Source organism: Citrobacter sp. Cpo148, assembly GCF_030332375.1.
GTDB classification, from domain to species: Bacteria; Pseudomonadota; Gammaproteobacteria; order Enterobacterales; family Enterobacteriaceae; genus Citrobacter; species Citrobacter portucalensis.
Genome location: NZ_JAOWHY010000049.1, coordinates 105201 through 129057, shown reverse-complemented (window position 1 = coordinate 129057; position 23857 = coordinate 105201). Strand labels below are relative to the sequence as shown.

Below are 23857 nucleotides of genomic sequence, written 5' to 3'. Positions count from 1 at the left end.
ATGCAGTGTTGCGCCAGAGAGGAAAAGCGGTATAATCCGGCGATTTTTTTTGTGGTTGCCATTCGTCTGAGGAAAGGAGAAGAGTATGAAGATCGTGGAAGTCAAACACCCACTCGTCAAACACAAGCTGGGACTGATGCGTGAAAACGACATCAGCACTAAACGCTTTCGTGAACTCGCCTCGGAAGTTGGCAGTCTGCTGACTTATGAAGCAACCGCTGGTCTGGAAACCGAAAAGGTGACCATTGAAGGCTGGAACGGTCCAGTTGAAGTTGACCAAATCAAAGGCAAAAAAATCACCGTTGTGCCTATCCTGCGTGCGGGCCTGGGCATGATGGAAGGCGTTCTGGAAAACGTTCCGAGCGCGCGTATCAGCGTTGTTGGTATGTACCGTAACGAAGAGACGCTGGAGCCGGTTCCGTATTTCCAGAAGCTGGTTTCTAACATCGATGAGCGTATGGCGCTGATCGTTGACCCAATGCTGGCAACCGGCGGCTCTGTTATCGCCACTATCGATCTGCTGAAAAATGCAGGCTGCACCAGCATTAAAGTGCTGGTCCTGGTTGCGGCACCGGAAGGTATCGCGGCACTGGAAAAAGCGCACCCGGATGTGGAGCTGTACACCGCCTCCATCGATCAGGGACTGAACGAGCACGGATACATTATTCCGGGGCTCGGCGATGCCGGCGATAAGATTTTTGGTACTAAGTAAACGAATAAGTGAAAAGAAGCCGACTTTAAGAGTCGGCTTTTTTTTGAATAAAACAACCCAATGGCTAATAACAAACAACACTCAGAGGAAAACACTATGACGCGCCGTGCTATCGGGGTGAGTGAAAGACCGCCGCTTTTACAGACAATCCCGCTTAGTTTGCAGCACCTGTTCGCCATGTTTGGCGCAACGGTACTGGTGCCAGTCCTGTTCCACATCAACCCGGCTACCGTTCTGCTGTTTAACGGCATTGGTACGTTGCTGTATCTCTTTATTTGTAAGGGTAAAATTCCCGCATATCTGGGTTCCAGCTTTGCCTTTATTTCCCCGGTACTGCTGCTGCTGCCGTTAGGGTATGAAGTGGCGCTGGGCGGTTTCATTATGTGCGGCGTCTTGTTCTGCCTGGTTTCTTTCATTGTTAAGAAGGCAGGAACCGGCTGGCTGGATGTCATGTTCCCGCCTGCGGCGATGGGCGCAATCGTTGCCGTCATCGGTCTGGAGCTGGCTGGCGTTGCTGCGGGTATGGCGGGGTTACTGCCTGCTGAGGGGCAATTACCGGATTCAAAAACCATCATCATTTCTATGGTAACGCTGGCGGTAACGGTCTTTGGTTCCGTATTGTTCCGCGGTTTTATGGCGATTATCCCGATTCTGATCGGGGTGCTGGCCGGTTATGCGCTTTCCTTCGTGATGGGCGTTGTGGACACTACGCCGATTGCGCAGGCCCACTGGTTCGCGCTGCCGACGTTCTACACGCCGCGTTTTGAATGGGTTGCCATTCTGACCATCCTGCCAGCGGCGCTGGTGGTCATCGCCGAACACGTCGGGCATCTGGTAGTGACGGCGAATATCGTGAAAAAAGATTTGATTCGCGATCCTGGCCTGCATCGTTCTATGTTTGCCAACGGTCTGTCTACGGTAATCTCTGGTTTCTTCGGCTCTACGCCGAACACCACGTACGGCGAAAATATCGGCGTAATGGCGATCACCCGCGTTTACAGTACCTGGGTTATCGGTGGTGCGGCAATTTTCGCCATTCTTCTCTCCTGCGTGGGTAAACTGGCGGCGGCGATCCAAATTATCCCACTGCCGGTTATGGGCGGCGTATCGCTGCTGCTGTACGGTGTGATTGGCGCTTCTGGTATTCGCGTACTGATCGAGTCGAAGGTTGACTATAACAAGGCGCAGAACCTGATCCTGACTTCGGTTATTTTGATCATCGGCGTAAGTGGCGCGAAAGTTCACATCGGTGCCGCAGAGCTGAAAGGCATGGCGCTGGCGACCATCGTTGGTGTCTGTCTGAGCCTGATTTTCAAAGTTATCAGCCTGCTGCGTCCGGAAGAAGTTGTGCTTGACGCGAAAGATGCAGACAGTCCGCAACAGTAAATCTCTGACCGGGCGGCAGCGCTGCCCGGTTCTATCGCGACGTATTTCTGTGTTAAACTCAACGCGATTTTATGAAATCCTGGGTTGAGGTATCTCTGAACACACCGGCACAGCTCTCTTTGCCACTTTATCTTCCTGACGACGAAACTTTCGCAAGTTTCTGGCCGGGGGATAACTCCTCTTTACTGGCTGCACTGCAAAACGTGCTGCGTCAGGAACATAGCGGGTATATTTATCTCTGGTCGCGTGAAGGCGCTGGCCGTAGTCATTTGCTGCATGCAGCCTGTGCGGAACTCTCCGCGCGCGGCGATGCGGTAGGCTACGTGCCGCTCGACAAACGCACCTGGTTCGTCCCCGAGGTGCTCGACGGGATGGAGCATTTATCGCTGGTTTGCATTGATAACATCGAATGTGTGGCCGGTGATTCGCTGTGGGAAATGGCGATCTTTGATCTCTACAACCGTATCCTGGAGTCGGGGAAAACGCGTTTGCTGATCACCGGCGATCGTCCGCCAAGACAGCTGAATCTGGGGTTGCCGGATCTCGCCTCACGCCTGGACTGGGGGCAAATCTACAAGCTACAACCGCTTTCCGATGAAGATAAGCTGCAGGCGTTGCAATTACGCGCCAGACTTCGTGGATTTGAACTGCCGGAAGATGTGGGACGTTTTCTGCTGAAGCGTCTGGATCGTGAAATGCGAACGCTGTTTATGACGTTGGATCAGTTAGATCATGCGTCGATCACCGCCCAGCGTAAGCTGACCATTCCGTTCGTAAAAGAAATTCTGAAGCTGTAAGCGCCGCAGCCGAGAAGACTGCGGCAGGTTGCAGGTTAACCGACGATTTCCAGTACCTGCTCAGGCGGGCGTCCAATTCGAGCCTGACCTTTGGCAACCACAATCGGGCGCTCCATCAGTTTCGGGTTTTCCACCATTGCCTGAATCAGCGCATCTTCACTCAGATTTTTGTCCGCCAGGTTAAGCGATTTATAGAGATCCTCTTTCTGGCGCATCAGTTCACGCGCGCTGGACATACCGAGCATTTGCAGCAGTTCGCGCAGGGTTGCTGCGTCAGCCGGCGTTTCCAGATACAACACCACTTCCGGGTCCACGCCGTTGGACTTCAGTAATTCCAGCGTTTCACGGCTCTTGGAGCAGCGTGGGTTATGGTAGATTTTAATCGCGTCTGACATGACTTCTCCTTGCATAACAATACTGCCGGATGGCGGCCAAAAGACCTTATCCGGCCTACATATTGCGTCTGACGTAGGCCGGATAAGACGCTACAGCGTCGCCATCCGGCAAGGGTTCGATAATTACATTTTCGTGTACGGTTTAAAGCGTTCTTGCAGCTGGCGTAGCTGGTCAATACGGGCATCGTATCTGGCCTGCTGCTGGCTACCCAGTTTCACCTGAGAGCTTGCGCTGCTGAGCATCGAAATAGCCTGATCCAGACGTCCCGCGAGGGCATACCCCTCCGCGCGCGCCGCCAGCTCCTGATCGCGGTTGCTCAGGTTGGCTTCCGTTTGCGCTAACAGATCCCAGCCGTTAGGGTCATCTTTATGGTTAAACGTATAGCGATTCAGGATGGTCGCCGCCTCTTTGGCTTGTCCACCCTGTAAATAGGCATTCGCCAGGTTGAGCTGCAGAACCGGGTTAGTGCGCAGGTCGCGGGCGTTTTTCAGGCGGTTAATGGCATCACTGGTTTTCTTCTGGCCGAGATCGATATCCGTTGCCAGGTCGAGATACCAGGCATTGTTAGGATCTGCCGCCAGCAGCGGTTGCAGCGCTTTACGCGCCTCGTCGTATTTACTGGCTTCCATCGCCTGCAATGCCCGGCCATACTGCGCCGCACGTTGCTCACGTACGTTGCCTTTCGACCAGCTACTCAGCAGGTCATCGGTCAACTGGTTACGACCAGAGTTGTACATGCCTAAGGTTCGTGCCTTAGCCAGATAAAAATCTTCTGACGACTGGACGACCACCGGGCGCATCTGGTTGGCGCGGTTACGGGCATCAGACAGACGGCTTTCCGGCAGGGGGTGAGTCAGCAAAATTTCCGGCGGACGCGAAGAGTAACGAGCCTGGTCGAGCAGTTTTTCCAGGAACGTTGGCATGGCCTGGGGATCGAATCCCGAGCGTTGCAGTACCTGAATACCAATGCGATCTGCTTCCTGTTCGTTTTGCTGCGTAAAGCTGATCATTCCCTGACGTGTACCCGCCAGCGTACCGGTCAGCGCCGCCATACCCGCCTGCGGGCTGGCCATTGCTAATAAAATTGAACCTAATGCGCCAACCCACGTTAGCGGTGCGCTACGTTTCTGGTCTTCCATGGCACGCGCCAGGTGGCGTTGCGTGACGTGGGAAATTTCGTGCGCCATAACCGATGCCAGCTGGCTTTCGTTGTCGGAATAGCGGAATAGTGCGGAGTGCAGGACAACGTTGCCGCCAAAGAAAGCAAAGGCGTTGATTTCATCGTTGTTAATCAAAAAGAAGGTGAAGGGCGTTTTTACCGAGTCGGCGTGCGAGACCAGACGCATCCCCAGCGCATTAATGTATTGGGTGAGCAATGGATCGTTAATTAATGGCGCACTGCCGCGCAGTTGGCGTACGTAATAATCGCCCATCTGCATTTCCTGTCCTATGGAAAGCGTACTGCCTGCCGACGTTCCCATATCAGGCAGGGTGTCCGCAGTATCAGCAAATGCGGGCGCAACCTGACCGATAGTCAGTGCGGCAATGAGGGTAGCAACCAGGTTTTTTTTCAACTGCCTGAACATAACCTCTGTCCTGTATTCTTTTTTGAGATAGCCATTTGACCGATGCTGTGAAGTATCGTTCACACTCCGCAAGCTTACGGAGTGTAACTGCGAAACCTGACGATGAACACCCAGGAAAAATGTCTTTTCACTTTGCGTAATCAGCCATAAAAAGCGAAGTCTTTTTTGTGACATTTCGATACAATTCGGGATCGCAATCCCGCTATTGGGTTCATGGAAGGGTTTTATGCTCGAAATGTTGATGCAATGGTATCGTCGCCGCTTTAGCGACCCCGAAGCCATCGCCCTGCTGATTATTCTTGTTGCCGGTTTTGGCATCCTGTTTTTCTTTAGCGGTCTTTTGGCGCCGCTGCTGGTCGCCATTGTGCTGGCGTACCTGCTTGAATGGCCGACAGTGCGGCTGGAACATATTGGGTGTTCACGGCGTTGGGCGACATCGATTGTGCTGGTGGTATTTGTCGGTATTTTACTGCTGATGGCCTTTGTTGTGATGCCTGTTGCGTGGCAGCAGGGAATTTACCTGATCCGCGACATGCCCGGCATGCTCAATAAATTGTCTGATTTTGCCGCCACCTTGCCACGACGTTACCCGGCGCTGATGGATGCGGGCATCATTGATGCGATGGCGGAAAATATGCGCTCACGAATGCTCACCATGGGGGATTCAGTGGTGAAATATTCGTTAGCCTCCCTGGTCGGATTACTCACGCTGGCGGTTTATCTGGTGCTTGTCCCGTTGATGGTGTTCTTCCTGATCAAAGATAAAGGCCAGATGCTGAACGCCGTGCGCCGGGTGCTGCCGCGTAACCGCGGGCTGGCGGGGCAGGTATGGAAAGAGATGAATCAGCAAATCACCAACTATATCCGCGGGAAGGTGCTGGAAATGGTGGTGGTCGGCGTAGCGACCTGGCTCGGCTTCCTGCTGTTTGGTCTCAACTATTCGCTGTTGCTGGCGGTACTGGTCGGGTTCTCTGTGCTGATCCCGTATATCGGCGCTTTTGTGGTGACGATTCCGGTGGTTGGCGTGGCGCTGTTCCAGTTCGGGCTTGGCACTGAGTTCTGGAGCTGTTTTGCTGTGTACCTGATAATCCAGGCACTGGACGGCAATTTGCTGGTTCCCGTGCTGTTCTCCGAGGCGGTCAATCTGCATCCACTGGTGATTATTCTCTCCGTGGTGATTTTCGGCGGTCTGTGGGGATTCTGGGGCGTATTCTTTGCGATTCCTCTGGCGACGTTAATCAAAGCGGTAATGCATGCCTGGCCGGATGGTCAGGTCGTTGACGAACCCTAATCTGCAAGATCCGGCGATATCATGTCGCCGGATCTGAACTTGTCTGACCTCTATCCACTCTTTCTGAATAATCTCCTTTGGTGTCGTTTTTCTCCGCGTTTGTCTTTAACTTGACCATCGTGATGTCTTTTAGTCACACAAGGATTAAGGCCAACAGGAGAACAAAATGGGTCACAGCACACACACGCAGCAAAAGGTGGGATGGGGCGGTTATCTCGCTTTTTTTATTACGATTATTCTTTTTTCCGGCATGTTTGCGAAAAGTACCGAATGGTGGCGGGTCTTTGACTTCACCGTCCTCAACGGTGCGTTTGGGCAGATTAATGATGCGGGCGACACGGCAGTCTCTTTTCGTGGCACTGGGGGGATGGGGGCAAAAGACGGCTTCTTATTCGCGCTTGAGCTGGCGCCTTCCGTCATTCTTTCACTCGGGATCATTTCCGTCACCGAAGGGTTGGGTGGTTTACGTGCGGCACAACAGCTGATGACGCCTGTCCTGCGTCCGTTACTGGGCATTCCGGGTATTTGTTCGCTGGCGTTGATTGCGAATTTGCAAAATACCGATGCCGCGGCCGGGATGACCAAAGAAATGGCGGAAGAGGGCATTATCACAGAGCAGGAACGCGCTATTTTTGCCTGCTGGCAAACCAGCGGTAGCGCGTGCATTACCAACTATTTTTCTTCTGGCGCAGCGCTGTTTACGATGGTGACCGTTCCGGTGATTACGCCGCTGGCGGTGATCCTTGTCTTCAAATTTGTGGGTGCGAACCTGTTGCGTGTGTGGATCGCGCAGCTGGAAAATCGCCGTATGCAGCAGGAGGCGTGAGATGACAACACAGGTACGTAAAAACGTCATGGATATGTTTATCGATGGCGCACGGCGCGGGTTTACCATTGCAACAACCAGTCTGTTGCCTAACGTGGTGATGGCGTTTGTGATTATTCAGGCGCTGAAGGTGACAGGGCTGCTCGAGGTTGTCGGGCGGGTATGCGAGCCGGTAATGGCGCTGTGGGGGCTGCCAGGGGAATCTGCCACTGTGCTGCTGGCAGCGGTGATGAGTATGGGAGGCGGCGTCGGCGTGTGCGCCAGTCTGGTTGTCGCCGGTACGCTTTCGGGACATGATGCCACGGTGTTGTTACCGGCTATCTACCTGATGGGCAATCCGGTGCAAAATGTGGGCCGTTGTCTGGGGACCGCGGGGGTTCATCCTCGTTATTACCCGCTAATTATTGCGGTATGCGTCATTAATGCGCTGCTCTCTATTTGGGTTATGCAGGTTATTGCCTGACAAGGAAGGTTATGAACTGTTCAATTCTTGATTTGACGTTGTTCCAGCAGGGACACGTGTATGCGCCGGAAGATTTAGGGCGACAGGATATACTGGTCTCCGGCAGCAAAATTGTTGCCATCGCCCCGTCAATTTCTCCTGAAGACTTTCCCGGTTGCGAGTGTATCAATCTTGACGGCGCGATTGTGTGCCCAGGATTTATCGATCAACACGTCCATCTTATTGGCGGCGGCGGGGAGGCGGGGCCGCATACCCGCACGCCGGAAGTGCGCTTGTCACGGCTGGTTGAAGCTGGCGTCACGTCGGTGGTGGGTTTGCTGGGTACCGATGGCATTACCCGTCACCCGGAATCGCTGCTGGCAAAAACCCGCGCGCTGGAGTTTGAAGGCATCAGCGCCTGGATGCTGACCGGGGCGTACTCTCTGCCTTCCCCGACTATCACCGGCAGCATCGATCGCGACGTGGCGCTGATCGATAAAGTGATTGGCGTGAAGTGTGCGGTTTCGGACCATCGTTCTTCAGCCCCGGATACCTCGGCGCTGGCAAATATGGCGGCGCAGTCGCGTGTCGGCGGATTGTTAGGGCGCAAACCGGGGATCAGCGTTTTCCATATGGGCGACAGCCAGCGCATGCTGGAACCGTTGTACCAGATCCTTGACTGTTGCGATGTGCCGATTACTAAACTGTTGCCGACACACGTTAACCGTGCGGAACCGCTGTTCCAGGCGGCGCTGGAGTATGCCCGTAAAGGTGGTTATATCGACATTACCAGCAGCATTGATGAGCCCGTCGACCCCGCCACGGCTATCGCCACGGCGCTGCGCCAGAACGTGCCGCTGTCGCGCATTACCCTGAGCTCGGATGGCAACGGCAGCCAGCCGGAATTTGATGAGCTTGGCAATCTCACCGGCATCGGTGTTGCGGGGTTTGAATCACTGGCTGAGACGGTGCGCCAGTTGGTGAAGGTTCATGCCATACCGCTGGAACAGGCGCTGTGTCCGCTGACGCGTACGGTCGCAGAATTTTTGGCACTGGAGCATAAAGGGCGTCTGGCGGTGGGATGCGATGCGGACATTCTGGTGCTCAACGGCGCGCTGGAAGTTCATCACCTGTGGGCGAAGGGAAAAGCCGTAGTCAGGGAGCAGAAAGCGTGTGTGAAAGGGACGTTTGAGTAACCGGGCGGTCATCTGCCGGATGGCGACGCTAACGCGTCTTATCCGGCCTACGCGCGTGCATTTGTAGGCCGGATAAGGCGTTCACGCCGCCATCCGGCATTTCACGGTCAGGCGTTCTCTTTCAGCCAATTCATTACCACGTCGTGGTGGTTGCTGGTTTTGAAGTCATCAAACACATGCTCAATTTTCCCTTCGGCATCAATCAGAAAGCTGATGCGGTGGATGCCATCGTAGGTTTTGCCCATAAATGACTTCTCACCCCAGACGCCGAACTGCTCGCAAACCTGATGATCTTCATCGGACAGGAGCGTGAAATTCAGGACTTCTTTCTCCGCGAATCGGGAAAGCTTCTCTGGTTTGTCAGTGCTGATCCCCAGCACTTCAACACCCGCTTTTTTTAACTCATCCATGTTATCGCGCAGGCCGCAGGCCTGTACGGTACAGCCGGGTGTCATGGCTTTCGGGTAAAAATAAACCAGAACACGCTGTCCCTGGAAGTCGGTTAAATTTACTTGTTCTCCGTCTTGATCCGGCAAGCTAAATTTCGGTGCGATATCACCGGCTTTCAGTGGGTTCATTACTTAACTCCATCCTGTTCATCATGCTGTGAGTAATTGACGACGTTAATACTGCCTTGCGCATTGAGTTCTGTACAGAGTGCTTTAAACGCATCTTCAATATTTGCCGAATCATGTGACGCAGGACTATGTGCGGTAATTTGAATAAACAACTGCGCCGCCTTTCCATTCTCAGCCGGTTGCGTGCGTGAAACCAGTTCCGCAATATTCATTTGGTGGCTGTCAAACAGAGCGGTGAAGCGTTCAATCAAATGGGGAGAATCAGGGACATCGACCTGCACCCATACCGTAGCAGGCATTGCCGGACGGGGGCGCGCGGTCGTGCGCTTCATCACAATGAGTAAATCCAGCTCTGCGCCTTTTAATGGCAGGGTTGATTCAATCAGGGTGATGGCATTCCAGGTGCCCGACAGCAACATGATAAACGTGAACTCATCACCCAGCATGGCCAGTCGGCTGTCTTCGATATTACAGCCGCAACTGCTGACATGACGCGTGATGGTGTTCACAATTCCTGGGCGATCGGCACCCAGCGCAGTAATGACCAGATAGTGTTGCGATGACGATGTCAAACCTGTTCTTCCTTTGAGCGGTGAGGTAATCATAAGGAAAGCATAAAAAAAACATGCATACAACAATCAGAACGGCTCTGGTCGCTTGCTTTTATTGTCGTACCAAACGTACCATTGAGACACTTGTTTGCACAGAGGATGGCCCATGTTCACGGGAAGTATTGTCGCGCTTGTTACGCCGATGGATGAGAAAGGTAAAGTCTGCCGGTCGAGCCTGAAAAAACTGATTGATTATCATGTCGCCAGCGGCACCTCGGCGATCGTTTCTGTTGGCACCACCGGTGAGTCCGCCACCCTGAGTCATGATGAACATGGCGATGTGGTGATGATGACGCTGGAACTGGCTGACGGGCGTATTCCGGTGATTGCCGGAACCGGCGCCAATGCGACCGCGGAAGCCATTAGTCTGACGCAGCGTTTCAACGACAGCGGTGTTGTCGGCTGCCTGACGGTGACGCCTTACTACAACCGCCCAACCCAGGAAGGTTTGTTCCAGCATTTCAAAGCCATCGCTGAGCATACTGACCTGCCGCAAATTCTGTATAATGTGCCGTCCCGTACTGGCTGCGATATGCTGCCGGAAACCGTTGGTCGTCTGGCGAAAGTTAAAAATATTATCGCTATTAAAGAGGCCACGGGGAACTTAAGTCGCGTTCACCAGATCAAAGAGCTGGTTTCGGACGACTTTATTCTGCTCAGCGGTGATGACGCGACCGGACTGGATTTTATGCAGCTCGGTGGTCATGGCGTGATTTCCGTAACGTCTAACGTTGCGGCACGTGATATGGCTGAAATGTGCAAACTGGCGGCAGCCGGGCAATTTGCCGAGGCGCGGGTGATTAACCAGCGTCTGATGCCGTTACACAACAAACTATTTGTCGAACCCAATCCTATCCCCGTGAAATGGGCGTGTAAGGAGTTGGGACTTGTGGCGACCGATACGCTACGTCTGCCGATGACGCCAATCACGGACAATGCTCGTGAAATCGTCAAAGCGGCGCTTAAGCATGCCGGTTTGCTGTAAAGTTTAGGGAGATTTGATGGCTTACTCAGTACAAAAGTCGCGCCTGGCCAAGGTTGCGGGTGTTTCGCTTGTTATGTTGCTCGCGGCCTGTAGCTCTGACTCGCGCTATAAGCGCCAGGTGAGCGGTGATGAATCCTATCTGGAGGCCGCACCGCTTGCTGAGCTTCATGCTCCAGCTGGGATGATTTTGCCGGTTATGTCGGGCGACTATAATATCCCGGTAACCAACGGCAGTGGTGCCGTGGGTAAAGCGCTGGATATTCGTCCACCGGCTCAGCCGTTAGCATTAGTCACCGGTGCTCGCACACAGATCGCGGGTGATACGTCGACATTACTGGTGGAAAACGGTCGTGGCAACACACTGTGGCCGCAGGTCGTTAGCGTCATTCAGTCTAAAAACTACACGATCACCAAACGTGATGATGCCAGCCAGACGTTGACCACCGACTGGGTTGACTGGAACCGTCTGGATGAAGACGAGCAGTACCGTGGACGTTATCAAATCTCGGTTAAACCGCAGGGCTATCAGCAAGCGGTAACGGTGAAACTGGTTAACCTCGAGCAGGCGGGTAAACCCGTAGCCGATGCGGCATCAATGCAGCGTTACAGCGCTGAGATGATGAACGTTATCTCTGCTGGTCTGGATAAGAACGCCACCGACGCCGCGAATGCCGCGCAGAACCGCTCTGCAGCCACCATGGATGTTCAGAGCGCCGCCGATGACACCGGTTTACCAATGCTGGTGGTACGTGGACCGTTCAACGTGGTGTGGCAGCGTCTGCCGGCAGCGCTTGAGAAAGTGGGGATGAAGGTAACCGACAGCACCCGTTCTCAGGGCAGCATCGCGGTGACCTACAAACCACTGTCCGATAGCAACTGGCAGGAGTTGGGCGCAAGCGATCCGGGTCTGGTATCCGGCGACTATAAACTGCAGGTCGGTGATTTAGACAACCGCAGCAGCTTGCAGTTTATCGATCCGAAGGGGCATACCCTGACGCAAAGCCAGAACGACGCGCTGGTCGCCGTCTTCCAGGCAGCGTTCAGTAAGTAAAAATAAAGGGCTGGATAACTCCAGCCCTTTTTTTCTGATATGATACGCAAACGTGTGCGTCGGCAGAAAAACGCAATATTTATCGTTAATTCACACCCAGGAGTAATAAAGATGCAAAAGCAAGCTGAGTTGTATCGTGGTAAAGCGAAGACCGTATACAGCACGGAAAACCCGGACCTGTTGGTGCTCGAATTCCGCAATGATACGTCAGCAGGGGATGGCGTGCGCATTGAACAGTTTGACCGTAAAGGCATGGTGAACAACAAATTCAACCATTTCATTATGACTAAACTGCAAGAAGCGGGTATTCCTACCCAGATGGAGCGACTGCTTTCTGATACCGAATGTCTGGTGAAAAAACTGGAGATGGTACCGGTTGAATGTGTGGTACGTAACCGCGCGGCAGGCTCTCTGGTTAAGCGTTTAGGCGTTGAGGAAGGTATTGAACTGAATCCGCCGCTGTTTGATCTGTTCCTGAAAAACGATGCTATGCACGATCCAATGATTAACGATTCCTATTGCGAAACTTTTGGTTGGGTGAGCAAAGAGAATCTGGCGCGTATGAAAGAGCTGACCTACAAAGCTAACGACGTGCTGAAAAAGATGTTTGATGATGCTGGTCTGATTCTGGTCGACTTCAAACTTGAGTTTGGTTTGTATAAAGGTGAAGTGGTCCTGGGTGATGAATTCTCACCGGACGGTAGCCGCCTGTGGGACAAAGAAACGCTGGATAAAATGGACAAAGATCGCTTCCGCCAGAGTCTGGGCGGCCTGATCGAAGCCTATGAAGCCGTCGCGCATCGCCTGGGTGTGAAGTTAGACTAATCTTCCCCTGAGCCGGCGATCGCTCTCCGGCTCATTAACCCCACCTGATTTGATTACTATTTCTTATGGTAATCCTGTTCCGAACCGCCTACGATCATCATCATAATGAATAAAAAGTTGAGGTGATTATGCGCTGGCAAGGGCGTCGTGAAAGTGACAATGTGGAAGACAGACGAAACAGCTCTGGCGGCGGCCCCTCTATGGGTGGGCCCGGTTTTCGTCTGCCCAGTGGTAAAGGCGGCATCATCCTGCTGATTGTGGTGCTGGTGGCGGGTTATTATGGCGTGGATCTCACCGGGCTAATGACTGGCCAGCCGGTCTCCCAACAGCAATCATCACGCTCCATCAGCCCAAACGATGATGAAGCGGCAAAATTTACCTCGGTGATTCTGGCTACAACAGAAGATACCTGGGGACAGCAGTTTGAAAAAATGGGCCGCACCTACCAACAGCCGAAGCTGGTGATGTACCGGGGCGCGACGCGTACCGGCTGCGGTGCGGGTCAGTCCGTGATGGGGCCGTTTTATTGCCCGGCAGATGGTACGGTTTACATCGACCTTTCATTCTATGACGACATGAAAAACAAGCTGGGCGCTGATGGTGATTTTGCTCAGGGCTATGTTATCGCCCATGAAGTGGGTCATCACGTGCAGAAACTGCTGGGCATTGAACCTAAAGTTCGTCAGATGCAGCAGAATGCCTCACAGGCAGAAGTGAACCGTCTTTCCGTTCGAATGGAACTGCAGGCAGACTGCTTTGCCGGTGTCTGGGGCCACAGCATGCAGCAGCAGGGCGTACTGGAGTCTGGTGACCTGGAAGAGGCACTGAACGCCGCACAGGCCATTGGTGACGATCGTCTGCAACAGCAGGGACAAGGACGCGTCGTGCCGGACAGCTTTACTCACGGAACCTCTGAACAGCGTTTTACCTGGTTCAAACGCGGTTTTGACAGCGGCGATCCGGGGCAATGTAATACTTTTGGTAAAGGTATTTAAGACTCTGTGGCAGGGATGTCCGATAACACGGCGCTGAGCGCGTTAACCGAACAAATGACCCACGAAGGGATCCGTCGTCTGCTGATTATCAGCGGCGAGGATAACTGGTGTCAGGAACAGGCATTAGCGCTACGTAGCACGTTACCCGGCGACTGGCTGTGGGTAGGGGAGCAAGCCCCTACCGAGCCGTGCTGTACGCCGCAGGCGCTAAAAACATTATTAGGGCGCGAGTTTCGTCATGCGGTTTTTGACGCAGGGCAGGGTTTTGACGCTGCGGCGTTTGCCGCCTTAAGCGGCACACTGCTTGCTGGCAGTTGGCTGGTTTTGCTGACCCCACCCTGGCATTCCTGGCACACGCATCCGGACGCGGATTCACTACGCTGGAGCGATTGTGCTGAACCTATCCCTACACCGCACTTTATTGAACACGTCAAACGGGTGATTTCCCGCGATAGACAGGCTCTGCACTGGCAACAGCATCAGCCGGTTGCCTGTCCGCATTTTCCTGCTCGCGCAGCCTGGCATGCGGCAACCGGCGAACCCCAGCCAGAACAGGCGATGATATTAAATCATTTGCTGGCTATGCCTCCCGGTGTGGTTGCGGTGACGGCCGCACGGGGTCGGGGCAAGTCTGCTCTGGCAGGGCAACTCATAGCGCGGATTAACGGCACTGCGATTGTGACAGCGCCTGCCAAAGCGGCAACCGATGTGCTGGCGCAATTTGCCGGAGAGCGTTACCGTTTTATGGCCCCGGATGCGCTGTTAAGCAGTTCTGCAATCGCAGACTGGCTAATTGTGGATGAAGCCGCCGCGATCCCCGCGCCGCTGCTGTACCAACTGGTGGCGCGTTTTCCTCGTACGCTGTTAACCACTACAGTACAAGGCTACGAGGGAACGGGGAGAGGCTTCCTGCTGAAATTCTGTGCTCGCTTCCCCAATCTTCAACGCTATGAGTTGCAGCAACCGGTACGCTGGGCGCAGGGATGTCCGCTGGAGCAAATCGTCAGCGATGCGCTGGTGTTTGATGATGAAACGTTCACGCATGCCCCATTGGGGGAGCTTCACTTCTCGGCATTTGAGCAACAGTCCTGGCATGCTAATCCGGCGCTGCCGTTAGCGGTATACCTGCTGCTTTCTGGAGCGCATTATCGCACCTCGCCATTGGACCTGCGGCGGATGATGGACGCGCCTGGTCAGCATTTTCTTCAGGCATCAACCGCTGACTCAGTGGCGGGGGCTGTCTGGTTGGTCGATGAAGGGGGACTATCCGCGGAATTAAGCCAGGCCGTCTGGGCCGGATATCGTCGACCGAGAGGGAATCTGGTTGCGCAGTCGCTGGCGGCGCACGGTGGTGACCCGTTGGCGGCGACGCTCGTCGGGAGACGGGTCAGTCGAATTGCGGTTCATCCTGCTCGCCAGCGAGAAGGTATCGGACAGCAGTTGATTATGCAGGCCCTGCGTTATTCCATGCAGTGTGATTATCTGTCCGTCAGCTTTGGTTATACGGCTGAACTATGGCGTTTCTGGCAACGCTGCGGTTTTGTGCTGGTGCGAATGGGAAATCATCGGGAAGCCAGCAGCGGCTGTTATACCGCCATGGCGTTACTTCCCATTAGCGAAGCGGGGAAACGCCTTGCCGAGCGGGAGCACCAGCATTTGCGTCGTGATGCGGAAATCCTTGCGCAATGGAACGGTGAGAGCATTCCGCTGGTCCCGCTGAAAGAGACTACGCTTAATGAGGATGACTGGGCTGAGCTGGCTGGGTTTGCCTTCGCGCATCGGCCATTATTGACGTCGCTAGGCTGTCTGAGTCGTCTGCTTGAGCACAGTGAGTTACCTCTTCCGGCCTTGCGCGGACGCATCCAGGCTAAACGTAGCGACGCCGAATTGTGCCAACAGCTCAAGATTTCTGGTCGTAAAGCGTTGCTGGTCATTCAGCGCGCCGAAGCGGCGCAGGCATTAAATCAGCTGGATGCAGAGCGTGAACAGCGGCTACATAATCGCATTATGCAATGGCAATTTTTTCACTAACTTCTTCAATTTCCTGGCATGGTCATTGCGGTTAAGCGGCGTAGAATGATTCTCATCAGCTAAGGAGAACGCCATGAAACATGACCATTTTGTTGTTCAAAGTCCCGATAAACCCGCTCAACAGCTACTGCTGCTGTTTCATGGCGTCGGCGATAACCCGGTTGCTATGGGCGAAATTGGCACCTGGTTTGCGCCGCTGTTTCCGGATGCGCTAATCGTTAGCATTGGTGGAGCAGAGCCTTACGGTACGACTTCCGGACGTCAGTGGTTTTCGGTGCAGGGCGTAACAGAAGAGAATCGTCAGGCTCGTGTTGACGCCATTATGCCGGTGTTTATCGAAACCGTGCGCTACTGGCAGAAGCACAGCGGCGTTTCGCCGCAGGCAACCGCGCTGATTGGCTTTTCTCAGGGGGCGATTATGTCACTTGAGAGCATCAAAGCTGAGCCGGGGCTGGCGTCGCGGGTTATCGCCTTCAATGGCCGCTATGCCACCTTGCCAGAGGCTGCAACCACCGCGACGACGGTGCATTTGATTCACGGTGGTGAAGACCGGGTAATTGAGTTATCTCATGCCGTTGCCGCGCAGGAAGCGTTAATTCGCGCCGGTGGGGATGTGACGCTGGATATCGTCGAAAATCTGGGGCACGCCATTGATGAACGCAGCATGCAGTTTGCGCTCGATCATCTGCGTTTTACCGTACCGAAGCACTACTTTGATGAAGCGCTGAGCGGCAGTAAGCCTCACGATGATGATGTGATTGCCATGATCTGATTGATCACCGTAGGCCGGATAAAACGCGAAGCGTTGCCATCCGGCACGTAATGCCCGGTGGCGCTAACGCTTACCGGGCCTACGGGACTTATCGGCCTACTAATTATTTCTTCGGTTGGTCCTTATTCGGCCAATCGTCGTCGTCATCCCATTTATCGTTAAAGTCACGATGCGGGGGAAGCTCCGGCTTGTTGGCAAGAAATTTCTTGTGATCGACGCGCTTGAGATCTTTAATCACGTTCAGCAGCACGCCTACCAGAAACACCAACACCAGAATCCACCAATATTTTGCCAGCCAGTCCATGCTCATTTCCTCTTACAGGAACACTCATCAGGCGACGAGTTGCTCCATGATACGTTGATACATACGGGCAAGCAGCTGCAGGTCGGCGGCATTAACACATTCATTAATTTTATGAATAGTGGCGTTGACCGGCCCAAGTTCTACTACCTGCGCCCCCATGCGGGCAATAAAACGCCCGTCGGACGTCCCGCCTGTAGTCAGTAACTGCGGTTTAATCTCATTATAGTGCTCAATGGCGTTCACCACTGCATCCACCAGTTTACCGCTTTCGGTCAGGAACGGCTGACCGGAAAGCCACCAGTCGACGGTATAACGCAGCTGATGTTTCTCCAGCAGCGCGTGAACCCGTGCTTTAATCATCTCATCGGTCAGCTCAGTGCTGAAACGGAAGTTGAACTGGATAAACAGTTCTCCAGGGATAACGTTGTTGCTGCCGGTTCCAGCCTGGATATTGGCAATCTGCATGCTGGTCGCCGGGAAGAATTCGTTACCCTGATCCCACTCGATCGCCACCAGTTCATTGAGCATGGGGGCTGCGCGGTGTACCGGGTTATCGGCCAGATGCGGATAGGCCACGTGGCCCTGCACGCCATGAATGGTCAGGTTGCAGGTCAGTGAACCACGACGTCCGTTTTTCACCACGTCGCCAACGATTTCCGTGCTGGATGGCTCACCCACCAGACAATAATCCAGTCGTTCATTACGCGCCATCAACGCTTCAACCACCTTCACGGTGCCGTTTTTGGCGCTGGCTTCTTCGTCAGACGTTATCAAAAAGGCCAGACGACCCTGATGGTTTGGATGCTGGGCGACAAAACGTTCTGCGGCCACGACCATCGCCGCCAGTGAACCCTTCATATCGGCAGCGCCACGCCCGAACAACATGCCATCGCGAATGGTCGGTTCGAACGGTGGATTGATCCAGCGATCGACATCGCCGGCAGGCACTACGTCGGTGTGACCGGCAAATGCCAGGGTCTCACCTTTACCGCGCCATGCCCAAAAATTCTGTGTGTCACCAAAGTCCATTCGCTCAACGGTAAAACCTACCGCGCGCAGGCGTTCAATCATTAACGCCTGGCACCCGGCATCATCCGGGCTCAGGGAAGGACGGCGAATAAGCTGCTGTGTCAGCTCAATGACCGGGCACGACATAGACTACACCTCATTAAAAAACAGAGTATAACTGGATTCACTGAAACCAAGCAGCATAGGCTTACCCGGCGCGCAGAGCAATGGGCGTTTGATAATTGCTGGCATTTCAATCATCAACGCGGCGGCGGAAGCCGCATCGGTGATTTGACTGCGCGTGGATTCATCGAGTTTACGCCAGGTGGTTCCACGCGTATTGAGCAGCGCCTCCCAACCTAATTCGCTGATAAAGGACTGTAAGAGCGTGTTGTCCAGACCGTCGACGCGATAATCATGAAAGCGGTAGTCAATACCTTGAGCCTCCAACCAGCGTCTGGCTTTTTTAATCGTGTCGCAATTCTTAATGCCGTAAAGGGTGATCATTTGAATCCTTATTGACGTAACTTGAATATTTATTCTTTTATTCTGTGGCAATGAATAATACATATTGTCATTCAATCGTTATAGAAAAATATAACATTGTTGAACAACAGTGAATAATGATTCCTGAAAGCTCCAAAAAATACCGTATAACTAAAAATCAGAATCTGCCTGTTTGCATCAGCCTGTTTTTCCATCAGAATTGCAAAAGTAGTAGATGATGTATGAATATTTCAAAATATTGCAGTAAGTCACATAAAATTTATGGGTATAGCGCATAGTGATCACATAAACCCCAAACACTGGAGGAATCAATCGCAACCATCGGTTAAATTGCCTTCTTTTAATGATGATGATTTCGTAGAATTCCCATAATAATAAGAGAGGTTGTTATGATTGAACGTGAACTGGGGAACTGGAAAGACTTTATCGAAGTGATGCTTCGTAAATAATTTTCTGGAAGAAATTCATATCCTGTAAAGGATAAAAAAAGGCGACTCAACGTAAGTCGCCTTTTTTGTGTCCGATTATTCTGGGCGTGGCTTCAATGGGAAGCGTCTGCGCACCAGCACAAAGAACAGGGGAACGAAGTAAATCGCCAGGAGCGTGGCTGAAATCATCCCGCCCATTACGCCAGTCCCCACCGCATGTTGACCGCCAGAACCAGCGCCACTGCTGATGGTCATCGGCAGCACCCCGAAGATAAACGCCAGTGACGTCATCAGAATTGGGCGTAAACGTTGGCGACAAGCATGGAGCGTGGCGTCGAGCAGATCGTGTCCTTTCTCGTTCATCTCATTGGCGAATTCAACAATCAATATTGCGTTCTTCGCCGATAGCCCGATCACGGTAAGTAACCCGACCTGGAAATAAACATCGTTTTCCAGGCCGCGCATCCAGGTCGCCAGTAGCGCGCCAATAACCCCCAATGGCACGACCAGCATGACGGAGAAGGGTACCGACCAGCTTTCGTACAGTGCCGCCAGACACAGGAACACGACCAGCAGAGAAATGGCGTACAGGGCAGGGGCCTGAGAGCCCGATAGCCGTTCCTGATAAGACATCGCAGTCCATTCGAGGCCAAACCCTGTCGGTAACTGGCGCACCAGCGATTCCATTATGTCCATTGCCGTACCGGTACTGACGCCAGGCGCGGCTTCGCCGACAATCTCGACCGCGGAGTAGCCGTTATAGCGCTCCAGACGTGGTGAACCGGTTTCCCAGCGTGAAGTCGCAAAGGCCGAGAAAGGCACCATGCCACCGTTGTTATTGCGGACGTACCACAAGTTAATGTCGTCCGGGAGCATGCGATATTTTGCTGCCGCCTGCACGTAAACCTTCTTCACGCGGCCCCGGTCCATAAAGTCATTGACGTAGCTGGAACCCCAGGCCGTTTGCAATGTGTCGTTGATGTCGTCGATGGAAACGCCCAGCGCCTGGGCTTTGCGCTGATCGATATCAATTTGCAACTGTGGGCTGTCGTCCAGACCGTTATGACGAACGCGGGTCAGGGACGTGTCTTTCCCGGCCAGCTCAATGAGTTTGTCGCGCGCGGCCATTAACGCATCATGGCCCGCACCGGCGTGATCCTGCAGCTCCATATCGAAACCGGCAGAGCTTCCGAGGCCGCTGATAGCCGGAGGGCTGCTGGCGAAGACGCGGGCTTCTTTAATCTTATTAAAGGCTTTGGTCGCACGTTCGATGATGGCGAAAGAGGTTCCGGTAGTGGTGTCGCGCTCATCCCAGTCTTTTAAGCGGACAAACATACGTGCCACGTTTTGACCGTTCCCGCCAGGGCCAGAACCGACCGTGGAAAAGACTGACATAATGTTGTCTTTCTCATGGGTGAAGTAATACTTCTCCACTTCCTCAACCACTTTCAATGTTTGCTGCTGTGTGGAGCCGCTGGGCAGCTGTACCGAGGTGGTAAACATGCCGCGGTCTTCCAGCGGTAGGAAGGAGGTTGGCAGGCGCAGGAACAGGAAAACCATTCCACCGAGCAGCAGGACGTAGATCAGTATCCAGCGCAGACTGCGGTGCAGGATCCTGGCAACGCCTTTTTCGTAGCGCTCAGCGTTGCGATTAAACATCCGGTTAAACCAGCCGAAGAAACCGGTTTGTCCGTGATGCTCGCCCTTATGCAGCGGTTTGAGCAGGGTGGCGCACAGAGCGGGGGTCAGGATCATCGCCACCAGAACAGACAGCACCATGGCGGAGACGATAGTAATCGAGAACTGGCGGTAAATAGCCCCGGTAGTGCCGCCGAAGAAGGCCATCGGGATAAACACCGCTGACAGCACCATGGCGATACCGACCAGCGCACCCTGGATTTGCCCCATCGATTTCCGTGTCGCTTCCCGAGGTGAGAGTCCTTCCTCACTCATAATACGCTCGACGTTTTCCACTACCACAATGGCGTCATCGACCAGCAGGCCGATCGCCAGCACCATCGCAAACATCGTCAAGGTATTAACGCTATAGCCAAAGGCGTAAAGCACGGAGAAGGTACCCATCAGGACGACGGGAACGGCGATGGTGGGAATCAGCGTGGCGCGGAAGTTTTGCAGGAACAGGTACATCACGAGGAATACCAGTGCAATAGCTTCCAGCAGGGTTTTTACCACGTCGATGATTGAGGCTTTGACAAAGGAGGTGGTTTCATAAGCCACCTTATATTCCAGCCCATGCGGAAAATACTGTGACAGCTCGTTCAGACGGTTAATGACCAGCGTTGCTGTCGCCATTTCATTGGCGCCTGAAGCCAGCTTCACGCCCAGGCCGGAGGCAGGATTTCCATTAAAGCGGCTGAGGTAATCATACTTTTCAGCACCCATTTCGACCGTCGCCACATCGCCCAGTTTAACTTCTGAACCATCCTGGTTGACGCGTAGCGTAATGGCGCGGAATTCATCCGGAGTCTGCAGTAGCGACTGGGCGTTGATCGTCGCGTTCAGCGCCTGCTTGTCCACCGAAGGCGTACCGCCAAGTTGTCCGACGGCAATCTGCGCATTCTGTGACTCGATAGCGTCGGTCACATCTTTAGCGGTCATCTGGAAACTGTTCAGTTTGGCCGGGTCAAGCCAGATACGCATGGAGTACTGTGAGCCGTAAGCGTCAATATCTCCCACGCCGTTAATACGGCTGAGTGGATCCTGAATGTTACTGGCGACGTAGTCGGCGATGTCCTGCTTATCCATTGAGCCATCGGTGGAGACAAAGGCGATAGTCAGAATATTGGTGTCCCCGGTCTTACGCACCGTGACCCCCTGATCCTGTACCGCCTGCGGCAGTTTACGCATTGCCGATTGCAGCTGGTTTTGCACCTGCTGGACGGCCTCGTCAGGATCGGTTCCGGCAACGAAGCTCAACGTAACCGTAGCCTGACCTGTCCCGCTGCTCTGCGATGACATGTACATCAGGTTATCGAGACCGGTCATGTTCTGCTCGATAACCTGGGTGACGGTGTTTTCCAGAGTCTGAGCCGAAGCGCCAGGATAGTTGGCGGTGACCCGCACGTTTGGCGGTGCCAGATCGGGATATTGCTCAACGGGCAGTGAAAAAATAGCCAGGGCTCCTGTCAGGCACAACAGGATAGCTAACACCCAGGCAAAAATGGGGCGATCGATGAAAAAATTCGCCATTAAAAGAGGACCTCGTGTTTCTGCGTATCGTTATGGGTATGGCTTGCTTCACTTTAGCGGCAAGGTACGGGTCAAACGTGGAGAAAAAAAGAAGATAATGTAAATTATCATGCCCGTTTACAGCATACCTTTCGTGCCAACGCCGTCAGGCCTGGATCCAGACCCGACGGCGCTTTGCGGTTCTTTACGTTAGCTCACTGTCTGATTCAGCCGAACGGAAACTGATGCTCACCAGCGTGCCCCCTCCGGAGGGTTGAGAGAAGGTCAGCGTGCCGCTCAGTCTTTCCGCTCGTTCGCGCATAATATTTAAACCGTAGTGCCCCGTAGGCTCGTGTGGTTCGCCAATGCCGATGCCGTTATCGCGGATATAAACCGTGTGGTTGCCGTCCGGAGCCGTTACGCAGCTGACGGCAATTTCGCTCGCGCTGGCATGCTTAATGGCGTTCAGCACCGCTTCGCGGATGATCTGCAACAGGTGCACCTGCATTTGCGCATCCAACGCCAGCGTGGGTAACCGACAGTCGAGTGTGAGTTTAGCTGAGGTTTGATTTTGCAGCGTTTCCAGCATTTCATGCAGGGCGGAGGGTAAGTCTGCCTGCTGTAAGGTCAGACGGAAGGTGGTCAGCAGCTCGCGCAATTGACGATAGGCATCATTCAGCGCCTGGGAGAAATCCGCCATAATGCTTTGCGCCGGGGCGTTATCCTCCGGGATTGAACGTTTAAGCAACGTGAGCTGAATGCGTAAATAAGAGAGCACCTGCGCCAGCGAGTCGTGCAGCTCGCGTGCAATCGTCGCTCGCTCCTCCATTAACAACAGCTGCTGAAAATGTTTTTGCGCCTGGTTGAAGTACAACCCGCGTCCCAGCATCGAGGAGACGCTGTTGAGCAGCGGAGTAGAAGCATTGACGTTTGGACTTTGCCAGTGCAGTTCGCCGTAGACGGTTTCCTGCATGGTGACAGGCAGGATCTGCATCGGTAGCTCGAGGCTTTTAGTCCCTTCGCTAATCCGCCAGTTATCACCGACGGTGAGTTCAAGGAAATACGCGGCGTCATGTTCGCGGACGATCTGTAAAATATGGCGGAAGCAGTGCACGTCAATCTGGCTGGTATTTAACGCCTGCGAGCACTGATACAACACCTCCAGACGGCGATTGGCTTCGTGGAGATCGTGAGTTTTCTCGGCCACAGACGCTTCCAGCGAGCGATACAGTTTGTGTAATTCACTCGACATCTGGCTAAATGTTTTGCCCAGCAACCCCAGTTCATTAGGCAAACCGGTATCCAGCGGTGGGATATCAAATTGACCGTGTTCAATTTGCTGACTGGCCATCACCAGTTTATTCAGCGGACGCACCACCTGCTGGCGAATGCGCCGCAGGGTAAAGAAGACGAGGGTGAATATGCCGATCCCGCCCGCCAGCGAGATGCCAAATACCAGCATTACTTTACGCTCGGCATAATGCTGCAACGCCAGCACGAAGAGATCGATCTGATCGACGTAGTTGTTGATGTTGGCCTGGTACCATTTTAAATCGCCGTCGATCAGGCGGGCGTTCATTTCCAGCCAGTTAGCATGCAGACGTCCATAGCGGCTTTTTACCGCTTGTGGCACATACCACGCGTTCAGATTCTGTAATGCTGGCGAGTTTAGCGCCTGCTGGAAAAGCTGGCGGTGGGCGTTAAGCTGCGGGCTCTGGCTTTGTAGATCGTAACCCAGACGGTAGCTTTGCATGCGCAATGAGCCAGCAACGTTGATGGCTTCCGCATCTCGCAAGCTGCTGGTCAGCGTGAGCAGCGCAATACCCGTTGAGAGAATCGACAGCATCACTATGTAGAAAAAAGCTTTAGCCAGACTGGCCGAGACCGGACGCTTTACCGTCACTTGTGCATCCTCACACAATACACGTCGCGCCTGAAAAC

Annotated in this window: 23 protein-coding genes; 14 read left to right on the top strand and 9 right to left on the bottom strand. The window is 53.7% G+C overall.

Annotation, left to right across the window (positions count from 1 at the left end; genetic code table 11):
• The first annotated feature begins 85 nt into the window (after nt 1-85).
• The 3 genes from upp to OGY10_RS20860 all read left to right on the top strand — a co-directional run bounded on the left by upp (nt 86) and on the right by OGY10_RS20860 (nt 2895).
• Nucleotides 86-712 carry a uracil phosphoribosyltransferase gene (upp, locus tag OGY10_RS20870; RefSeq protein WP_003835110.1) on the top strand — a complete coding sequence of 209 codons (627 nt, stop codon included), beginning with the start codon at nt 86-88 and terminating at the stop codon, nt 710-712.
• 96 nt (nt 713-808) lie between these two features.
• Nucleotides 809-2098 carry a uracil permease gene (uraA, locus tag OGY10_RS20865; protein WP_003835107.1) on the top strand — a complete coding sequence of 430 codons (1290 nt, stop codon included), beginning with the start codon at nt 809-811 and terminating at the stop codon, nt 2096-2098.
• Between the two features lie 95 nt (nt 2099-2193).
• Nucleotides 2194-2895, top strand: a complete 702-nt coding sequence (locus tag OGY10_RS20860; RefSeq protein ID WP_211924219.1) for a DnaA inactivator Hda — start codon at nt 2194-2196, stop codon at nt 2893-2895.
• A gap of 35 nt (nt 2896-2930) precedes the next feature.
• Here OGY10_RS20860 and arsC read toward each other — a convergent pair whose 3' ends face one another.
• Nucleotides 2931-3290 carry an arsenate reductase (glutaredoxin) gene (gene arsC / locus OGY10_RS20855; protein WP_003037937.1) on the bottom strand — a complete coding sequence of 120 codons (360 nt, stop codon included), beginning with the start codon at nt 3288-3290 and terminating at the stop codon, nt 2931-2933.
• A 123-nt stretch (nt 3291-3413) separates the two neighbouring features.
• The gene (gene bepA, locus OGY10_RS20850; RefSeq protein WP_008785438.1) at nt 3414-4877 is read right to left on the bottom strand and encodes a beta-barrel assembly-enhancing protease; all 1464 of its coding nucleotides are present in this window, start codon (nt 4875-4877) and stop codon (nt 3414-3416) included.
• Between the two features lie 226 nt (nt 4878-5103).
• Between bepA and OGY10_RS20845 the strand changes: the two genes are divergently transcribed.
• The 4 genes from OGY10_RS20845 (at nt 5104) to iadA (ending at nt 8632) form a co-directional block, all read left to right on the top strand.
• On the top strand, nt 5104-6168 hold the full coding sequence (locus OGY10_RS20845; protein WP_003037941.1) for an AI-2E family transporter: 1065 nt from the start codon (nt 5104-5106) through the stop codon (nt 6166-6168).
• Nucleotides 6169-6334: 166 nt separating this feature from the next.
• Entirely contained in the window at nt 6335-6994 is a 660-nt protein-coding gene (locus tag OGY10_RS20840; protein WP_191226940.1) for a nucleoside recognition domain-containing protein, read from the top strand.
• Between the two features lies 1 nt (nt 6995).
• Entirely contained in the window at nt 6996-7457 is a 462-nt protein-coding gene (locus OGY10_RS20835) for a YjiG family protein (RefSeq protein WP_003835099.1), read from the top strand.
• An 11-nt stretch (nt 7458-7468) separates the two neighbouring features.
• Nucleotides 7469-8632, top strand: coding sequence for a beta-aspartyl-peptidase (gene iadA, locus OGY10_RS20830; protein WP_191226941.1), 1164 nt, complete (start codon nt 7469-7471; stop codon nt 8630-8632).
• Between the two features lie 107 nt (nt 8633-8739).
• Here iadA and bcp read toward each other — a convergent pair whose 3' ends face one another.
• Entirely contained in the window at nt 8740-9210 is a 471-nt protein-coding gene (gene bcp, locus OGY10_RS20825; protein WP_003835095.1) for a thioredoxin-dependent thiol peroxidase, read from the bottom strand.
• A complete protein-coding gene (locus tag OGY10_RS20820) occupies nt 9210-9782 on the bottom strand; it encodes a glycine cleavage system transcriptional repressor (RefSeq protein ID WP_003037954.1) in 573 nt (190 codons plus the stop codon). The genes bcp and OGY10_RS20820 overlap by 1 nt, the downstream gene beginning before the upstream one ends.
• 145 nt (nt 9783-9927) lie before the next feature.
• Here OGY10_RS20820 and dapA point away from each other — a divergent pair, with 145 nt between their 5' ends.
• The 6 genes from dapA to ypfH all read left to right on the top strand — a co-directional run bounded on the left by dapA (nt 9928) and on the right by ypfH (nt 16480).
• On the top strand, nt 9928-10806 hold the full coding sequence (gene dapA, locus OGY10_RS20815; protein ID WP_003037957.1) for a 4-hydroxy-tetrahydrodipicolinate synthase: 879 nt from the start codon (nt 9928-9930) through the stop codon (nt 10804-10806).
• 16 nt (nt 10807-10822) lie between these two features.
• Nucleotides 10823-11857, top strand: a complete 1035-nt coding sequence (gene bamC / locus OGY10_RS20810; protein WP_003835088.1) for an outer membrane protein assembly factor BamC — start codon at nt 10823-10825, stop codon at nt 11855-11857.
• A gap of 111 nt (nt 11858-11968) precedes the next feature.
• The gene (gene purC, locus OGY10_RS20805; RefSeq protein ID WP_286577357.1) at nt 11969-12682 is read left to right on the top strand and encodes a phosphoribosylaminoimidazolesuccinocarboxamide synthase; all 714 of its coding nucleotides are present in this window, start codon (nt 11969-11971) and stop codon (nt 12680-12682) included.
• Between the two features lie 128 nt (nt 12683-12810).
• Entirely contained in the window at nt 12811-13677 is an 867-nt protein-coding gene (ypfJ, locus tag OGY10_RS20800; RefSeq protein ID WP_003037967.1) for a KPN_02809 family neutral zinc metallopeptidase, read from the top strand.
• A gap of 15 nt (nt 13678-13692) precedes the next feature.
• Nucleotides 13693-15708, top strand: coding sequence for a tRNA(Met) cytidine acetyltransferase TmcA (locus OGY10_RS20795; RefSeq protein WP_286577355.1), 2016 nt, complete (start codon nt 13693-13695; stop codon nt 15706-15708).
• Between the two features lie 73 nt (nt 15709-15781).
• On the top strand, nt 15782-16480 hold the full coding sequence (gene ypfH, locus OGY10_RS20790) for an esterase (protein WP_048234750.1): 699 nt from the start codon (nt 15782-15784) through the stop codon (nt 16478-16480).
• Nucleotides 16481-16583: 103 nt separating this feature from the next.
• On the opposite strand, the gene OGY10_RS20785 is transcribed toward ypfH, so the two are convergent.
• The 3 genes from OGY10_RS20785 to OGY10_RS20775 are packed head-to-tail and all read right to left on the bottom strand — an operon-like array spanning nt 16584 to nt 18299.
• Nucleotides 16584-16784 (bottom strand): YpfN family protein, encoded by a 201-nt coding sequence (locus OGY10_RS20785; RefSeq protein WP_003835080.1) that lies wholly within the window; start codon nt 16782-16784, stop codon nt 16584-16586.
• A gap of 27 nt (nt 16785-16811) precedes the next feature.
• Nucleotides 16812-17939 (bottom strand): succinyl-diaminopimelate desuccinylase, encoded by a 1128-nt coding sequence (gene dapE, locus OGY10_RS20780; protein ID WP_191226944.1) that lies wholly within the window; start codon nt 17937-17939, stop codon nt 16812-16814.
• A gap of 3 nt (nt 17940-17942) precedes the next feature.
• A complete protein-coding gene (locus OGY10_RS20775; RefSeq protein ID WP_003835078.1) occupies nt 17943-18299 on the bottom strand; it encodes an ArsC family reductase in 357 nt (118 codons plus the stop codon).
• Nucleotides 18300-18688: 389 nt separating this feature from the next.
• Here OGY10_RS20775 and ypfM point away from each other — a divergent pair, with 389 nt between their 5' ends.
• Nucleotides 18689-18748, top strand: a complete 60-nt coding sequence (ypfM, locus tag OGY10_RS20770; RefSeq protein ID WP_001386977.1) for a protein YpfM — start codon at nt 18689-18691, stop codon at nt 18746-18748.
• Between the two features lie 75 nt (nt 18749-18823).
• Here the strand turns inward: ypfM and acrD are convergent, their stop codons facing one another.
• Together acrD and narQ are read right to left on the bottom strand one after the other, a co-directional pair.
• Complete coding sequence (gene acrD / locus OGY10_RS20765; RefSeq protein ID WP_286577354.1) at nt 18824-21937, bottom strand: multidrug efflux RND transporter permease AcrD; 3114 nt, start codon at nt 21935-21937, stop codon at nt 18824-18826.
• Nucleotides 21938-22121: 184 nt separating this feature from the next.
• Nucleotides 22122-23819, bottom strand: coding sequence for a nitrate/nitrite two-component system sensor histidine kinase NarQ (gene narQ, locus OGY10_RS20760; protein ID WP_020996701.1), 1698 nt, complete (start codon nt 23817-23819; stop codon nt 22122-22124).
• Nucleotides 23820-23857 lie beyond the last annotated feature (38 nt).

Coding starts and splice junctions, on each gene's coding strand:
- OGY10_RS20775 (WP_003835078.1), bottom strand. CDS start 18,299: ATGATCACCCTTTACGGCATTAAGAATTGCGACACGATTAAAAAAGCC.
- OGY10_RS20785 (WP_003835080.1), bottom strand. CDS start 16,784: ATGGACTGGCTGGCAAAATATTGGTGGATTCTGGTGTTGGTGTTTCTG.
- upp (WP_003835110.1), top strand. CDS start 86: ATGAAGATCGTGGAAGTCAAACACCCACTCGTCAAACACAAGCTGGGA.
- purC (WP_286577357.1), top strand. CDS start 11,969: ATGCAAAAGCAAGCTGAGTTGTATCGTGGTAAAGCGAAGACCGTATAC.
- dapE (WP_191226944.1), bottom strand. CDS start 17,939: ATGTCGTGCCCGGTCATTGAGCTGACACAGCAGCTTATTCGCCGTCCT.
- uraA (WP_003835107.1), top strand. CDS start 809: ATGACGCGCCGTGCTATCGGGGTGAGTGAAAGACCGCCGCTTTTACAG.
- ypfH (WP_048234750.1), top strand. CDS start 15,782: ATGAAACATGACCATTTTGTTGTTCAAAGTCCCGATAAACCCGCTCAA.
- arsC (WP_003037937.1), bottom strand. CDS start 3,290: ATGTCAGACGCGATTAAAATCTACCATAACCCACGCTGCTCCAAGAGC.
- OGY10_RS20835 (WP_003835099.1), top strand. CDS start 6,996: ATGACAACACAGGTACGTAAAAACGTCATGGATATGTTTATCGATGGC.
- iadA (WP_191226941.1), top strand. CDS start 7,469: ATGAACTGTTCAATTCTTGATTTGACGTTGTTCCAGCAGGGACACGTG.
- dapA (WP_003037957.1), top strand. CDS start 9,928: ATGTTCACGGGAAGTATTGTCGCGCTTGTTACGCCGATGGATGAGAAA.
- OGY10_RS20845 (WP_003037941.1), top strand. CDS start 5,104: ATGCTCGAAATGTTGATGCAATGGTATCGTCGCCGCTTTAGCGACCCC.
- acrD (WP_286577354.1), bottom strand. CDS start 21,937: ATGGCGAATTTTTTCATCGATCGCCCCATTTTTGCCTGGGTGTTAGCT.
- bamC (WP_003835088.1), top strand. CDS start 10,823: ATGGCTTACTCAGTACAAAAGTCGCGCCTGGCCAAGGTTGCGGGTGTT.
- OGY10_RS20840 (WP_191226940.1), top strand. CDS start 6,335: ATGGGTCACAGCACACACACGCAGCAAAAGGTGGGATGGGGCGGTTAT.
- bepA (WP_008785438.1), bottom strand. CDS start 4,877: ATGTTCAGGCAGTTGAAAAAAAACCTGGTTGCTACCCTCATTGCCGCA.
- ypfJ (WP_003037967.1), top strand. CDS start 12,811: ATGCGCTGGCAAGGGCGTCGTGAAAGTGACAATGTGGAAGACAGACGA.
- OGY10_RS20795 (WP_286577355.1), top strand. CDS start 13,693: ATGTCCGATAACACGGCGCTGAGCGCGTTAACCGAACAAATGACCCAC.
- bcp (WP_003835095.1), bottom strand. CDS start 9,210: ATGAACCCACTGAAAGCCGGTGATATCGCACCGAAATTTAGCTTGCCG.